Origin of the sequence: Luteolibacter sp. SL250 (assembly GCF_026625605.1) — a bacterium.
Taxonomy (GTDB): domain Bacteria; phylum Verrucomicrobiota; class Verrucomicrobiia; order Verrucomicrobiales; family Akkermansiaceae; genus Luteolibacter.
On the sequence record NZ_CP113054.1, the window covers coordinates 2,236,942 to 2,251,284 of the forward strand.

Consider the following 14,343-nt stretch of genomic DNA (forward strand, 5'->3'; position numbering starts at 1 on the left):
GTCCATCCATCCCATTTCCCCAACCCCATGATCCGCCCCATCACCACCCGACTGCTGGTTGCCACGCTCTCCGCGTGGGCGGGCCTGGCCTTCACCTCCACCGCACAGGACGCCGCCGTCAGGAAGCCGCCGCAGACCGGGAGCCTCTTCGAATTCCAGGGAACACTCAACCTGGAAGGGTTGAGTTCCGCGCACGGCGCGACCTTCGGCATCGGCCATCCGGAAGGCGGCGGCCGCCCGGCGATCAAGGTCGATTTCCCCGCGGCGAAAGGCTACCCCGGCATCTACTTCCCTGTCCCCGGTGGCGGGTGGGATCTCTCCGACTACGGCGGTGTCCAGGTCAGTGTCAGCAACCCCGGCAAGGAAACCGCTACCGTCTATCTCCGGCTGGACAACAAGTCGTCCGAGCCGAATCCATGGAACAACGAGCTCGTCCGGGTGGGGCCCGGTGAGACGAAGACCCTCAAGACCACCTTTGGCAAGACCTTCGGCGGCAGCGGCTACGCCCTCGACAAGTCGAGGGTTAGCTCGATTCACCTCTATGTCGATCCGCCAAAGGCAGCCTACTCCGTTCTCCTGAATGACCTGAAGGCGTTCAAGGGCGGACCGCCCGCACCCGCCGAGCCGAAGGTGGCTCCCGGCGCCACCAAGCCCTACATCACCAAGACCGAATCCCCCGCGGACCACAGCCGCCCCTACGGCCAGAATCTCGTCCTGGTGAAGGACTGGACCTTCGGCAAGAACCGCGCCGACGCAACCATCAAAAACCGCGCCGATCTGGACCGGGAGTTTTACTACCGCTACATCTATGACAAGGGCCGCCTCGACACCCTGGCGACCTACTGGAGCGTTCATCGCGACTATCCGGACGACAGCCCGAAGAACCTCCACGTCTTCGGCGACAAGACCCTCACCCTGAAAGGCAGGATCCCGGACGGCGGCGGACTCCGCAAGGGCGGCATCGAGTCCGGCATGCTGCGCGGCAAAGTCGAAATCACCCCCGGCATGTATATCGAGATGCGGGCGAAGCTGACCAAGGGCATCGGAGCGTGGCCCTCGTTCTGGCTGAACCCCGGCGTGCAGTATCCGGACGGAACCTTCTCCAAGCTCGGCTGGCCGCCGGAGATCGACATCTTCGAGTTCTTCAACTGGCAGGGGCGGGAGAAAACCCGCGAGCTGGCGGTGAACATCCAGGTCAACAACCAGCCGGACAAATTCGGCAATCCTTACACCATCTTCAGCGCCCTCAACAAGGACAACGAGTACGTTCCCGGAATGGACTTCTCCGAGGATTTCCACGTCTTCGCCCTCGACTGGCACAAGGACCGCCCGATCTGGATTCTCGACGGACACCCGATCAAGCAGGTCTATTACGAATGGAACACTGTGCCCGCGCACGTGCTCATCACAAACCAGATCGGCATCGAGTTTGCGAAGGACGCGATGAAGAAGATGACCACGGACGAGTCGAACTGGGACTATGAGATCGACTACATCCGCATCTGGGAGCGGAAATAAGGCCGGGCCTCCGTGAGGGCGGAGGAAAGCGGCATTTCTTGTTACGATTCTGTTGGTCAGCATCTCTTGGATGCGGAGGAAGGCGGCCCTTTCCTCCACGCCATGCGCCTCCGTTCAACTTCGCTTTTTCTCTCCGCTGGACTCGGCTTCGTACTCGCCCTTTCGTCCGCCGACGGGGCGATCGTCGCAGGCAACCTGACCATCACGCAGAATGACATCGGCAACAGCGCGGCCGGTGTTTCAGGGGCCTTCGGGTACGCGCAGGGCGGCATTACCTATGCGGGCGGGAACCGCGGTGACTATGCCATCCGTTTCGGCGGTACCAGTGCGGCGGCGGAGCTGTCCGGCGGGATCATGATCGTCTCCATCGCGGAGAACGGCCGCAGCAATGAAGGACCGATGATTCCTGGTGCCACTCCGGAGGATGACCTCCCCGCCATTGGGCCGGGCCGCGGCTATGCCACCGCATCCATCCAGCCCAGCGGCGGCGGCTATGCCTCCGCGACCTTCATCGGACCCACCGCCATCAGCAGCGGCGCGAAGGCCGGGGATGAGTGGAACGTCAACCAGGCGGTTGGCTACTTCAAATACACCGAATTCATCGGCGGCTGGCTCAACAACGCGGGCAACAACGATCCCATCACCAGTTTCCGCAGTTCTTACTCGGGCCTCACCGCAGGCAGTGGAGCGACCAATACGGGCGGCTGGACAGTCTATGACGGCACCGCCAACGCGGGCGTCTATAATGTGAACCTCACCGGCTTCAACGCACCAGGCAGCGGGCTGCCCGCCACCAGCCAGAACGGGATCCTCCTGGTGGTCGGTGGAAAGAACGAGGCGAACCATGCCTCCAGCCGCGCCAATGAGGACGGCACCTTCAATATCATTGTCCGCAGCAGTGACTCCGGAAACACGGAGAACGATCCCGCCGCATTCGTCTATATCCCAACCGGCCAGGAAGGCGTGGTCGCCATGGGCCGTGTCGATGGTGCGGCGAATGTCACCGCAGGATCCGGCATCGCCACCGTGACCAAGGGCACCACCGGCAAGTGGCTGATCTCCACCACTGGCTACGATCCGACCAACAGTGTCCTCCTCATCAGCGCGGAAGGGGATGTCGGCACCAACAACGGGGACAACATCTACAGCTACGCCTATGATCCGGAGACCCAGCGTTGGGTCGTCGAAGGGCGTGATCTCCAGACCCTGACGGCGGATCCCACGCTCCAGAATATTGGCACGGAACCGGCGTTCAGCTTCGCCCTCATTTCGAACCAAGTCCCGGAGCCATCCACCGCGCTGCTTGGTGCGCTGGCCGGTCTCGGCCTGTTGGTACGCCGCCGCAGGCAGGGATGACGGCAGTCATCAGGGCAGTTTCCACTCCGCGCGTCGCACGTCGTATTCCGCCTTCGGCAACAGGACATAGACAGGCCTGCGTGCCGGATCGACACCGGCGATGAGTCTGCGGAGGTGGCCTTCCTGCATGGTGGTGCATCCGGCGGTGGCGCGTGAACCTTCCCCGCGCCAGATGTGGAAGAAGATGGAGGAACCACCGTTCGGCACCACGCGCGGCGGCGCGTTGTGGGAGATGAAGAGCTTCAGCGACTGCGGGTAGTCATTCTGTTTCATCTGCTGCTTCTTTTCCCAGGGTGTGGAAGGCTCCCGGTCGAGCAGGATGTTCCGGTTGTAGGACGGGGATTGCGGATCCTCCACCCACAGGTCGCGGCTGGTGATCTGGCGGTAGGGGAGTTTCGCGTTCTTCTGGATCGACTTATCGTAGCCCCAGGCCCCTCCCAGGTCGTAGACTCCGGCGGGTGAGCGCATGTCACCTTCCTTTTTCAGGGTGGCCTCCTTCGGGTTCGGGTGCAGCCCCAGACCCCACGCCAAGCCGTTTTTCCCCAGTCTGCCCGTCCACGGCGCGCCTGTGGCGGCCCATTTTCCCTTCCGCTTCTCATAGACGGTCAGGGTCACGTTCGAGCTGTTCCAGCCCTCCGCGATGCCGACGATGCACTGGCTGCTGTTGGCGGGAAGTTCGAAGGCGGAGACCAACGGGGCAAGGAGGGCGGAGATGAGGGCAATGAGGCGCATCAGGACAGGAGCGTTGGTGTGGTGATGAAGTTTATCCGACCGGGGCAGGATGACCACTGATCGCACGGATCCGCCGATTTGAAAGAAGATGATTCGTTCATCTCCGGCGGTGGCGGTCAGAGCTTCTTCCTCTGGGTCAGGACGACCCGGACATCGCCGAGGAAAATGTCAGCCCGCAGTTCGAGTGGCACGCGGTCGTAGTCATCGCTGAGCCAAAGGGTGGCGTCGCGTTTCAATTTCTTGTAGGGCCGCAGTTCCAGGGAGGTGCGGTCGATCTTCAGCATGCCTACGGAGAGCTTGATGGTGTTCTGCCCGTTGTGGATCTCACGGCCCAGGCAGTGCACTTTCAGCAGGTAGGGCTGGTCCGTGGACTGGATGACGACGTTGATGTGGTCCCCATCCGCAAGCGGCTGGCTGCGGATGTGCAGCATGACCGCGAAAAGATCGAAGATCCCCGGATGGTTGAAGGTCCGGGTGGTGGTGCCGGTCTTGCCGCCGTCCGATGGCTTGTAGGTCGTGTGGCAATCGACCCGGTCGGGAAAGTAGCGGACGATGGAGACTTCTTTGCCGTTCTTGTCCGTCTCACTGGTGCGGATGTAGCGGGACCGGAGGGTGGAGGGATTGATCTCCGCCCAGGCATCAAACTGGTAGGGGTGCAGTTGGGCGGCGGCACCCTGGCTGCGCGCGTAGGCCTTCACCACATAGGCTCCGGGTTTCTTCTCACCCGGCGGGGCGAATTCCATGTGCATGTGCCCGGAGTTGAGCACACCCTTCCAACTCGCCTGGTAGTCCAGGGCGATGGGTTCCAGCCGGGGGTGGTTGCCCAGATCCGGGGAGGTGACGTCACGCTGCCATTCCGGTCCGGCGGTCGCGAGCCCGGTGGCTGCCAATGCGATCAGGATGGTGCTGCGGAGGAAGTTCAAGATGGGAGGGAAGTGCGCCCGGGGGGACTAATCGGCTGAAACGAGGGAAAGTGCAAGGCTGCTCAGGTGCCGTTGTTGAAACGGATCCGCGGTGTTTCTTATTCGATACCCGTGGGTTATAGTTCCTGCTCGATGGCTTTCAGGGTCAGGAACAGCTCCTTCCACTGTTTCAGCCTTGGTTCCACGGCCTGCTTTTCCTTCGCCAGGTGCTTCCGCACCGCGGTCAGGGAGTCGCCGTAGTCCTGGAAAACGGCTCTTAACGCCTCCTCGTAATCATTGCGCAGGGTGGTGGCGAAGGCACCGCAGGTGTCCAAAAGGCGGTCGCGGAACTCCAGCACGATGCGTTTCCGCGTCGCCCAGGCGGTGAAAAAGCCACCCGCGAGGAACAGGAAAGCCGCTCCGCAGAAAATGAACGGAAGCCAGGGCACGGAAAGCGCTCCCAATGTCCCCGCCACCGTCACCAGTGCCAATGTCATGAAGGTGAATGACTTCAGGGCCACGTTCCGGCGGCGCAGCACCTTGTCCAGTTGGTTGCGCACCTTAAGGTTGCCGATGCTCTGCTGGGCATTCCGGCCCAGCCGGTTGACGAACCGTTGCTTCGCCACCGACAGGGTCTCTTCGATGGGGTGGGATCCGTCCAGGTCCACACCCATCGACGCCTTCACCCGCTCCCGCAGTTCGCCCCAGTGGTGGCGGCACGCTTCCGCAACCTCCATTCCGTCGGCCTCGGCAACGGCTTCGATGGCGGCCTGCAGCCGTTCGATGAAAAGCGACTCCATCTCCTGGCCGGTGCGGTCCCCGGTGAACAGGCGGAAGGTCGAACGGGCCGCGCCCAGCCGGGAGGAAAGCACATTGGACACCCACACTGCCTCCGTTTGGAACACTTCCGCCACGCCCGGTAGGTGGCGGGACAGTCGGGCCACGAAGCGTTCGCGCATCGCGTCGATCTCCCGCTCGATCTGGTGCAAGAAACGGTCCTGGTCATCGAGCGTGCGCGTCTGGCCCTCGATGCAATCTTCCACGGTGCGCAGGGCGGAGGACGCCTGGGACCGCCATGTCTCCAGCAGCGCACGGCGTTCCGGAGATCCGCAGACCTGCCGGGAGATGAAGTCCTCCAGCTCCGGAAAGCCGCTTTTCTCCAACTGGCTGCGGGAAAAGGGAGCCGTCTTCTTCGCCTCGCAGGCGAGTTTTCCGGACACCGCGAAGATCGGCGGCACGTGGCCGATGCGCTTCATCGAAAGATCCCGCATGTGTCCCAGGATCACGCTGATGTCCGTGGGTTCCCGCTGGTCCTTCTGCTGGATGATGAAGGCCACGCGGTTCAGGCCGCCTTCCGGGATTTTTGACACGAAGTCCCACGTTGCCGCGCCCCATGGATTGGTGACGGGGAAGACGAAGAGGATAAGGTCCGCCGCAGGCAGGAACCGCTCCGTGATCTGCTGGTGGTCCTTCACCACGGAGTTCGTCCCCGGTGTGTCCACCAGGGAGAAGTCCTTCAGGAAGCCGACCGGCCGGTAGCGTTCCTCCAGCACCGGGGTGATCTCCACATCCCGCGCGACCGGGCCATGGCGGTACCAGGTCACCCGGTGGGTTTCCGGCAGGACGTTCACCTTGCACAGATCCTGGCCGAACAGACCGTTGATGAGCGTGGATTTCCCCGCGTTCACCTCCCCGCAGATGACGAACAGGAACGGATTGCCCAGGCCCTTTTCGATCTCCTCGAAAGGCAGCTTGCCGGTGATGTCCGCACCCGTTTCGCCCGCAAGGGCGGAAATGCCGGTCATCACGCCGGACAACCGTTCGCGCGTGGCGAAGTAACGCTCGCCGAACATGCCTTGTCAGCGGTCCGGTAGGTTCAGTGGGCCGGGGCTGCGGCGTCCGAGGTCTGTGCGGTTGCGGCCGCGCTGTCCATTTTCATGGCCAGAAGCTGGGAAACCGTGACAAAGCGGAAGCCGCGCTTCAGCAGGCCGTCCATGGCGGCGGGCATGGCGTCCACGGTCTGTGAGTGCAGGTCGTGCGCCAGGATGATGCTGCCGGCGGTCGTGCCGGAAAGGATGCGGGAGCTGACCACGCCCGGGCCGGGGCGCTTCCAGTCCAGAGGGTCCACGGACCACAGGATGCATGGGTTGCCGAACTCCTTGAAGACCATCTCGCGCTGGGTCTGGAGCATGCCACCGTAGGGCGGGCGCATGGTGCGCGGCTGCACCCCGGCGGCGCGGACGATCGCGTCGCGGCAGCGGCTGATCTCCTGACGCACATCATCCATGCCCAGCTTGCTCAGCAGGCGGTGTGTGTGCGTGTGGTTGCCGATCTCATGGCCCTCCGCGACGGTGCGGCGGACCACATTCGGGTAGAGATCCACGCTGCGGCCGATGACGTAGAAAGTCGCCTTGATGTTGCGGGCGCGCAGCATGTCCAGCAGGCGCGGGGTGTTCTGCGGGTGCGGGCCGTCGTCGAAGGTCATCGCCACGTAGTTCCCGGAAACGAGGACGCGGGAGTAGGTGATGCCGCCGTCCTTGGAAAAGTTGCTGCTGTGGTTGCCGTCCGGGTTGCGCGGTACGGGACCCTGTACCGGAGGCGTGCGGTAGGCGGTGTTCGGCTTCGTCTTCACCGGTGCCGCAGCGGAACCTTGCGGCGGAAGGGGGGCGGCTGCGGAGCAGCTTGCCAGCGTGGCGGTCATCGCCAGGAAGCCGCGGCGGGAGAGGGCGGAGAGGCCGTCATCGTTCCCGAGGGTGGTGATGATGTTCGAGCCGAGCTTTTCGATGGGGCTTTGCATGGGGATATGCGGAGGAAATGTTTCAGGGAGGCTAAACAAAGCGGGATCAATGTCACGACTATCTTTGCGTTGCAAATTTCAGCCGAAACGCGCCAGCAGCGGGGCAAGCGCCGCTTTCTTCTCCGCCGGCCACAGGTGGGACGGCGTCATGATCGCGCCATCCAGCGCGGAGTGTTCCGGCCAGTCAGGTGTCGTGGGGATCTGCGGGATGGCGGCGGCCAGCAGCTTTTTCGCGTTCGCCACGTTCGCATGCAGGTGGGCGATCACCGCCCCGGCCGTCACCGCCTCCTCCTCCACCTTCCAGCAGTCGTAGTCCGTCACCATGCACAGCGTCGCCAGCGCGATCTCCGCCTCCCTCGCCAGCTTCGCCTCCGGCAGGTTCGTCATGCCAATGACGTCGAAGCCGAGCTGCCGGTTCGCGTTGCTCTCCGCCCGGGTGGAAAACGCCGGGCCGTCCATGTTCACATACGTCCCCCCGTCATGGTAGGGCAGCAGGCTGCTCTCGCACGCCCCGCGCAGGATCGCCCGCAGCCCCGCGCTCACCGGATCCGCGAACGCCACATGGCCGACGATGCCGCCGCCGAAGAACGTGTGGTGTTCTCTCCGGCTCGTCCGGTCGAAGTATTGGTCCGGCAGCACCACGTCACGCGGCCGGTATTCCTCCTTCAGGCTGCCCACCGCCGTCACGCAGATCAGCCAGCGCACGTTCAGGCTCCGCAGCGCCCAGAGGTTCGCCCGGTGGTTGATCTCCGTCGGCAGGATGCGGTGCCCGCGCCCGTGCCGCGGCAGGAACCACACCTGCCTGCCGGAAAGGATGCCGCCCACCAGAGCGTCCGACGGCTCGCCGAACGGCGTCTCCACCACCCGTTCCTCCGTCCTCTCGAAGCCGTCCAATTCGTAAAGCCCGCTGCCGCCGATGATCCCGATCGCTGGTTCCATGGACCGGTAGTTAGCCGCAGGAGGATTTTTTCAAAGCGGTTTTTGACTTGGCCGCCCGCCGTTGCTAAAACCTGTGCCCCCAAAGCGCTCGTAGCTCAGCTGGATAGAGCATCCGCCTTCTAAGCGGACGGTCACTGGTTCGAATCCAGTCGAGCGCGCTTTCATTTCATCCAACGAGCCTTCGGACCCTTCCGCTCATCCCGGACCGAGGCGATGAGGCAGATGGTCGAGACGATCCCGAACAGGGCCAGCGCGGTGCAGGTCGATCTCATGCGCTCCTTGTATTCCTCTTCTCCGACCGGGGTTCCTACCATTTCTTCATAGAAGATGACGCCCGGTCCCTCATGATGTTCGACTTCGTTGAACGACCAGGCGGACCAAACGAAAAGCCCCGCGCTGACAATGGCCCAAACGGCGTGACCCCAGTGCTTTCTGATACCCACTCCACAGCTTTGCCGCAGGACGCTTTCGTTGTCGATTTGTTCCCTGTCACAAAACGTCCTCACCCCCGACGGTTTCTGGCAGGAACCCCATAGGAAGAATGGAAGATCCCGCCAGAAACCTGATGCCGATGAGCAAGGCTGTTAGAAGCATGGCGTCAGACCGGGATGCACCCTTCTTCTGACCAACCCGGCGGAAGAATCCATGAATCCGCCGGACGGGGCTGCTCTCCGGGCGCGCTTCGCTGTCCGCAGGGTAGGGAACGGAGCGCGGACTTCAGTCCGCTTGGCCTTGCAAGGACGGGATTCCATGGGGCGGACTGAAGTCCGCGCTCCATTGAAGCAGGATGAAACTTTCTCCCTCCCGCAACGGTTATATCCGCACCACCATGCGAAAAACCCTCTTTCCGCTTCTCACGGCATTCGCCCTTCACGGCGTTGTTTCCGTTTCCGCCCAGGAACCCGCACCGGCGAAGCCCGCCGCCGTCGATCCGGATGCGCAGTACAAGCTCGGCCCGGAGTCGCAGCCGCAGCCGGGCGTGCCGGAGGGAAAGGTGATGGAGTTCACCATGGAAGGCTCGAAGAACTTTCCGGGCGTGAACCGGAAGTGGTTTCTCTACATCCCGGCGGGCTATGACGGCTCAAAGCCCTGCGCGCTGATGGTGTTCCAGGACGGCAGCGCCTTCGTCGGCCGCAAAGGCGGCTGGCGGGTGCCGGTGGTGCTGGACAACCTGATCCACAAGAATGACCTGCCGCTGATGGCGGCGATCTTCATCAACCCGGGTGACAAGCCGCTCGCTCCCGGCGAGGCTCCGCGCAAGCGTCCGGACGGACGTCCGGCACCGGCCTCCAACCGCTCGCTGGAATACAATTCGCTGGGGGACACCTACTCGAAATTCCTGCTGCAGGAGATCATGCCGCTGGCGGAGAAGCACGTGAAGATCACGGACGATCCGGCGGGGCGGGGGATCAGCGGTTCCTCCAGCGGTGCCATCTGCGCCTTCACCGTCGCATGGGAAAGGCCGGACCAGTTTTCCAAGGTGATGAGCTTCATCGGCAGCTACACCAACATCCGCGGCGGCGACAAGTATCCCCAGATCGTCCGGGGTACGGAGAAGAAGCCCATCCGCGTCTTCCTGCAGGACGGCAGCAACGACATCGTCAACCAGTTCGGTTCATGGCCGGAGGCGAACAAGGCGATGGACGCCGCGCTCCGCGGAAAGGGCTATGATGTGAAGTTCGTCTTCGGCGAGGGCGCGCACAGCTCGAAGCACGGGGCCAGCATCCTGCCGGACACCCTCCGCTGGCTGTGGCGTGACTATCCGAAGTAGGCGTTTCGGAATCCGGGTAGCGGAATGACTGCGCCACTACGGCTGGGAAAAGCCACGTAACTGCCACGACTCCGCTTGGTGAAAAGATGGCACCGATGGGTCATTGGTATCGGAAGCCGTCACCCGCAAGCTGCTCATCCACCTCAATTCACTGATGGCCGGACTGCCTAAAATCCGGTTGCCAGTTAACACTGTTGCTACGGAAGAGTCAGCCGCTCTGGCTGCCACCGTTTCCACGGAAATGTACTGATCGATCCCATTCCCGCTCATCGTTCCGAGCCGATCCCTGGGCATCACGATCCCCGGCCAGCCGGGCGGAGCGCAGCTCGGTGGTGATGCGGGAGATTTCCGTGGTCGCATCGTCCCTGCCTCTCATGGATGACGTTTCATCCCATGCGGATCCACAGGGATGGAGGAGGGTTGCCACAACCGTAACGGCGCAGCCGTTCCGCTAGCCGCTTGCGGAGACCCTATCAAAAAGGAAGGTCGCACCGGTCTGCCCAGCCGTAGTGGAGCAGTCATTGCGCTGGGAAGCCACTCACTCCGGCCACCTGCCGTCTTCCATCATCTCCTTCGGCTGGAGTTTCGCCGGATCGATGACGACGTGCTTCACCCGTTGGCGTTTCCACGTGTAGGTGATATGGACGAGTCCATCCTTCGACTGGATGACGGAGGGGTAACTGTATTCGCCGAGGTCCTTTTCAAGGACAAGCGCGGCTTTCCATGTTTCGCCATCCTGTGAGACGGAGACATTCAGCGGGGTACGGATGCCACCCCATTTCCCCGGCAGGCCGCCGACGTGGTTGTAGACGATGAGGTGGGTGCCGTCCCGCAGGGTGGTGGCGTCCGTGCCGGAGTTGTTGTTCGGCAGGTTGCCCAGTCTCACCGAACTCCAGGTGACGCCTTGGTCGGCGGAGGAAATGGTGAAGATACGGTCCTGCCGGGTGCGGCCGATGGCCAGCAGCGTGCCGTCCTTTCGCGTCAGCAGGCTGGGCTGGATCGCCTGGATGGCGAGACCGTCATGGAGCGCGGGCGTGCGCTGCCAGGTGATGCCATGGTCCCGGGTTCGCTCGAAGTGGACCGTCCACTTGCTGGGCTTCTCCGGCGTTTCCTCGCTGGTAGGGCAGAGGATGGTGCCATCGGTGAGTTGCAGCGGGCGGTTCTTCACCGGGCCGAGGATGCCTTCCGGCAGGCGGCGCGGGGTGGACCAGGTTTTTCCGTGGTCGACGGAGGTGGTGAGCATGCCCCACCACGTCTGCGGGGTTGGCCCGGCCTTGTAGAAAAGCATCAGCGGACCTTCGCGCGGCTGGAACAGCACCGGATTCCAGGTCGGATGGCGAACCGCCTTTCCGTCCGGGAGAGTGTACTGGATGCCGTTCGCCACCTCCACGCTTGGCGTCCACTTTCCATTGACCTGCCGGGATACCCAGATGCCGACGTCCGGGTGCCTTTCCTTCGTCCCGCCGAACCATGCGGCCACCAGTCCCTCCGCCGTTTCCTCGATGGTCGTCGCGTGGATCTGCGGATACGGCCCGGATTCATAGATGAACTCCGAAGCGATGACCGCGGGATCCGCGGCGGCGACGCCGAACAGGGATGGAAACAACAGCAGGGAAACGACAGGGCGCATGGTTGCGGGAAGTATGGGCATTGCAAGTAGCGGGGTCGCAGCGCGACCATGTGACGGTTGTGTCATTCCGCCGTTACCAACGCCGACTCACGCTTCCAGCGTGGCGTTCAGCTTGATCTCCGCTTTCAGCACCTTGGAGACGGGGCAGCCCGCCTTCGCCTGTTGGGCGACTTCCTGGAACTTCTCTTCGGAAATGCCGGGGACCTTTGCGGTCAGGGTGAGGACGATGGTGGTGATCTCCAGCTTGTCCGTATCGAGGCTCAGCTCCGCCTTGGTGGAGATGCTTTCAGGCGGGGACCCCGCTTGCTCGAGCATGAGGGACAGCGCCATCGAGAAACAACCCGCGTGCGCCGCGGCGATGAGTTCCTCCGGATTCGTCTCCGTGCCATCAGCGAAGCGGGAGCGGAAGGAATACGGCGTGTCCTTGAGGATCGCGCTCTGGGTTTCGAGGGTGCCGGACCCTTCCTTGAGGGTGCCATTCCATTGGGCGGATGCGGTTCGTTTCATGGTGATAGGACTACGAAAATAGAGCTGATCCGCGGATAGGAAAGATCCAAAAGGTGGCGGAATTCTGGAGAATGGTAGGGTCGCGACCGCCGGGCGCGCCGAAGCTGATAGGCCGATTGGCCTGCGGAGCCTCGTCGTAGTGGATCATCAATGGGCATTCCGCGAAAAGCCACGGCGGACCGGGGCCGGTCCGGCCCTACCTTGTGTTTGAGGGCGGCTCCGCCGCTACCCCTCGATGCGGTGCGGAACAAACCGACTGAGATTTCCCGTGACGGCGGAGGTATCACCGCGTGCGGAGAGGCCACGGCATTCGTCGCCAATCATCCACAGGCCCCACACGAAATGGAGGCCGCCTGCATTGAAGAGATCCATGTGCTGTTGGTAGACGCGCGGCTCCTGTCCCTGGTGAGGGATGCCGGAGGTGACGATGCGTCCGTGGTGGAGGATGTTCACTCCCGCGCCCTCGCGGCCGAAAAGCGGCTTCTCCACCCAGCGGGTGACGCCGGCGGCACGCAGCCCGCGTTCATCCAGGAAGGCGGGAAGGAGCAGGTCATGGCCGGGATTCAGCTCCCAGAGGATGGCGAGCAGCGCCTTGTTGGAGAGCATCATCTTCCAGGCGGGTTCCAGGAAGCGGTCGCGCTCCAGCGCCACCTCCCCGAAGAAATCCTCCTTCGCCATCCACTCCCACGGGTAGAGCTTGAAGATCCGCTCGATGGGGCGCTCCCGGGTGTCCGTGAAGCGTCCCTCAGGTGACAGGCCGATCTCGCCCATGTCCATCAGCTCCACCTGCTTGCCCGCCTGCTCCGCGGTCTCCGCCAGGTAGGCGATGGTCTGGCGGTCCTCCTCGTTCTCCCAGACGCAGGCAAAGTGGATCAGCTCCGCGCGTTCCTGCTTCCACTGCTCGATGAGGGCTTCATGGATGGAGTTGAGCTGGTCGCCTTCCGGAGCCACATCCTCCAGCCACTGCCACTGGACGACGGCTGCTTCCAGCAGGGAAGTGGGGGTATCGGCATTGTACTCCAGCAGCTTCGGCTGGCCATTGCCGTCCCACGCGAAGTCGAACCGGCCGTAAAGGTAGGAGTCCTCCATCCGCCAGGACGCCTCCGCCAGACGGGCGGCCTCCTCCGGCAGGGAAAGGCGGTCGAGCCAACCGCGGGTGACGATCTCCGAACAGGCATGCAGGCACATGGCGTGCATCTCATTGGCGGCCGCCTCCAGCGTCTCCGCCGCCTGCAGGGTCATCACCAGATGGCGATCCTCCGTCCAGTAGGGCAGGCCGTCGGCGCCATGCCAGGTGAGGCCCGCTTCCTCCACCCGTTGCTTCCAGTTGTGGCGGGGGAGCCGGGTATCAAGTCGGATGTCTCTCATGGAAAAGGCGGATCAACTGCCGGAGGTGAAGCCGCTGCTGCGGGACGAGCCGAAGCCGCCGCGCACGGACTGGCCCGGTCTCACCGGAGTGCCCTGCATCCGGCTCTGCTCCACGGCCCTGCGGTAACCGGGATTCGCGGAGGCATGGCCGGCGGCGGTGCGGCGTTCATCCATCGCGCGGCGGTTCAGGTCGGCGGGGTTCCGGTCGGTCTGCTGGAAGCCCGCACCGGGAGAGAACAGACCGCGGTTGCCGGAGAGCAGCATGTACATGAGCAGCATGTTCGTGCCGCTGAAGCCGCCGCCGCTGTTGCTGGCGGTGTTGCCACCGGATTTTTCCTCTTCCTTGCGGGCCTCGGTGAGGGCGGCATCGACCTTTTTCAGGGATTCCGGGGACGGGCGGCTGGACGGGACGAAGTCCGGACCGGGCTGCGCCTGCCAGGAACCATCGACGAAATAACGTCCGTCATTCGCCCGCAGGTTGTAGGGCTGCGGGAAAAATTCGCGCCGCTCCGCGTGGTAGTAGCCCACGCCGTCCATGTGGAAATTGTTCGCCACCTCGCCGGACTTCAGCAGGGCGTGCTGGGAGTCCAGCTTGTCGATGCCGGACTGGAGCTTTGCCATCGCCGCGTCCTTCTCGGTGAAGGTGTAGCTGTCCTCCTTTTCGCAACTGGCCAGACCACCGGCCAACACGCAGAGCGTGGACCAGCGGAGGATGCCGTTGGGGCGGGGTGAGGCGGAGGAGCTGCGTTTCATCTTCATGGGCGGCGGAGTATCGGTGCGGATGGTGCCCCCCGTCAACGAGATGCGGATTCCAAAAGCGGAA

14 protein-coding genes and 1 tRNA gene are annotated in these 14,343 nt (G+C 63.4%); 4 read left to right on the plus strand and 11 right to left on the minus strand.

Annotated elements, in window-relative coordinates:
- The first annotated feature begins 27 nt into the window (after positions 1-27).
- A complete protein-coding gene (locus OVA24_RS21345; protein ID WP_324287895.1) occupies positions 28-1,518 on the plus strand; it encodes a glycoside hydrolase family 16 protein in 1,491 nt (496 codons plus the stop codon).
- Positions 1,519-1,620: 102 nt separating this feature from the next.
- Entirely contained in the window at positions 1,621-2,874 is a 1,254-nt protein-coding gene (locus tag OVA24_RS09925; RefSeq protein ID WP_267675058.1) for a PEP-CTERM sorting domain-containing protein, read from the plus strand.
- A gap of 9 nt (positions 2,875-2,883) precedes the next feature.
- Here OVA24_RS09925 and OVA24_RS09930 read toward each other — a convergent pair whose 3' ends face one another.
- From OVA24_RS09930 to mtnP, 5 genes are all read right to left on the minus strand, one after another.
- Entirely contained in the window at positions 2,884-3,606 is a 723-nt protein-coding gene (locus OVA24_RS09930; RefSeq protein WP_267675059.1) for a L,D-transpeptidase family protein, read from the minus strand.
- Between the two features lie 116 nt (positions 3,607-3,722).
- Positions 3,723-4,529, minus strand: coding sequence for a DUF3108 domain-containing protein (locus tag OVA24_RS09935; RefSeq protein WP_267675060.1), 807 nt, complete (start codon positions 4,527-4,529; stop codon positions 3,723-3,725).
- A 116-nt stretch (positions 4,530-4,645) separates the two neighbouring features.
- Positions 4,646-6,361: a dynamin family protein gene (locus tag OVA24_RS09940; RefSeq protein ID WP_267675061.1), complete on the minus strand. Its 1,716-nt coding sequence runs from the start codon at positions 6,359-6,361 to the stop codon at positions 4,646-4,648.
- Positions 6,362-6,384: 23 nt separating this feature from the next.
- Positions 6,385-7,305 carry a polysaccharide deacetylase family protein gene (locus tag OVA24_RS09945; protein WP_267675062.1) on the minus strand — a complete coding sequence of 307 codons (921 nt, stop codon included), beginning with the start codon at positions 7,303-7,305 and terminating at the stop codon, positions 6,385-6,387.
- A gap of 78 nt (positions 7,306-7,383) precedes the next feature.
- The gene (gene mtnP, locus OVA24_RS09950) at positions 7,384-8,244 is read right to left on the minus strand and encodes an S-methyl-5'-thioadenosine phosphorylase (protein WP_267675063.1); all 861 of its coding nucleotides are present in this window, start codon (positions 8,242-8,244) and stop codon (positions 7,384-7,386) included.
- An 84-nt stretch (positions 8,245-8,328) separates the two neighbouring features.
- Between mtnP and OVA24_RS09955 the strand changes: the two genes are divergently transcribed.
- Positions 8,329-8,402 (plus strand) — tRNA-Arg (locus tag OVA24_RS09955).
- Positions 8,403-8,405: 3 nt separating this feature from the next.
- Here the strand turns inward: OVA24_RS09955 and OVA24_RS09960 are convergent.
- Complete coding sequence (locus tag OVA24_RS09960) at positions 8,406-8,750, minus strand: hypothetical protein (RefSeq protein ID WP_267675064.1); 345 nt, start codon at positions 8,748-8,750, stop codon at positions 8,406-8,408.
- Between the two features lie 323 nt (positions 8,751-9,073).
- On the opposite strand from OVA24_RS09960, the gene OVA24_RS09965 reads away from it, so the two are divergent.
- Positions 9,074-10,015, plus strand: a complete 942-nt coding sequence (locus OVA24_RS09965; RefSeq protein ID WP_267675065.1) for an alpha/beta hydrolase — start codon at positions 9,074-9,076, stop codon at positions 10,013-10,015.
- Between the two features lie 208 nt (positions 10,016-10,223).
- On the opposite strand, the gene OVA24_RS09970 is transcribed toward OVA24_RS09965, so the two are convergent.
- The 5 genes from OVA24_RS09970 to OVA24_RS09990 all read right to left on the minus strand — a co-directional run bounded on the left by OVA24_RS09970 (position 10,224) and on the right by OVA24_RS09990 (position 14,279).
- The gene (locus OVA24_RS09970; protein WP_267675066.1) at positions 10,224-10,391 is read right to left on the minus strand and encodes a hypothetical protein; all 168 of its coding nucleotides are present in this window, start codon (positions 10,389-10,391) and stop codon (positions 10,224-10,226) included.
- Positions 10,392-10,553: 162 nt separating this feature from the next.
- Complete coding sequence (locus tag OVA24_RS09975) at positions 10,554-11,645, minus strand: sialidase family protein (RefSeq protein WP_267675067.1); 1,092 nt, start codon at positions 11,643-11,645, stop codon at positions 10,554-10,556.
- A gap of 87 nt (positions 11,646-11,732) precedes the next feature.
- Complete coding sequence (locus tag OVA24_RS09980) at positions 11,733-12,152, minus strand: OsmC family protein (RefSeq protein WP_267675068.1); 420 nt, start codon at positions 12,150-12,152, stop codon at positions 11,733-11,735.
- Positions 12,153-12,377: 225 nt separating this feature from the next.
- Positions 12,378-13,520 carry a glutathionylspermidine synthase family protein gene (locus tag OVA24_RS09985; protein WP_267675069.1) on the minus strand — a complete coding sequence of 381 codons (1,143 nt, stop codon included), beginning with the start codon at positions 13,518-13,520 and terminating at the stop codon, positions 12,378-12,380.
- Between the two features lie 12 nt (positions 13,521-13,532).
- Positions 13,533-14,279, minus strand: coding sequence for a hypothetical protein (locus OVA24_RS09990; protein WP_267675070.1), 747 nt, complete (start codon positions 14,277-14,279; stop codon positions 13,533-13,535).
- Between the last annotated feature and the right edge of the window lie 64 nt (positions 14,280-14,343).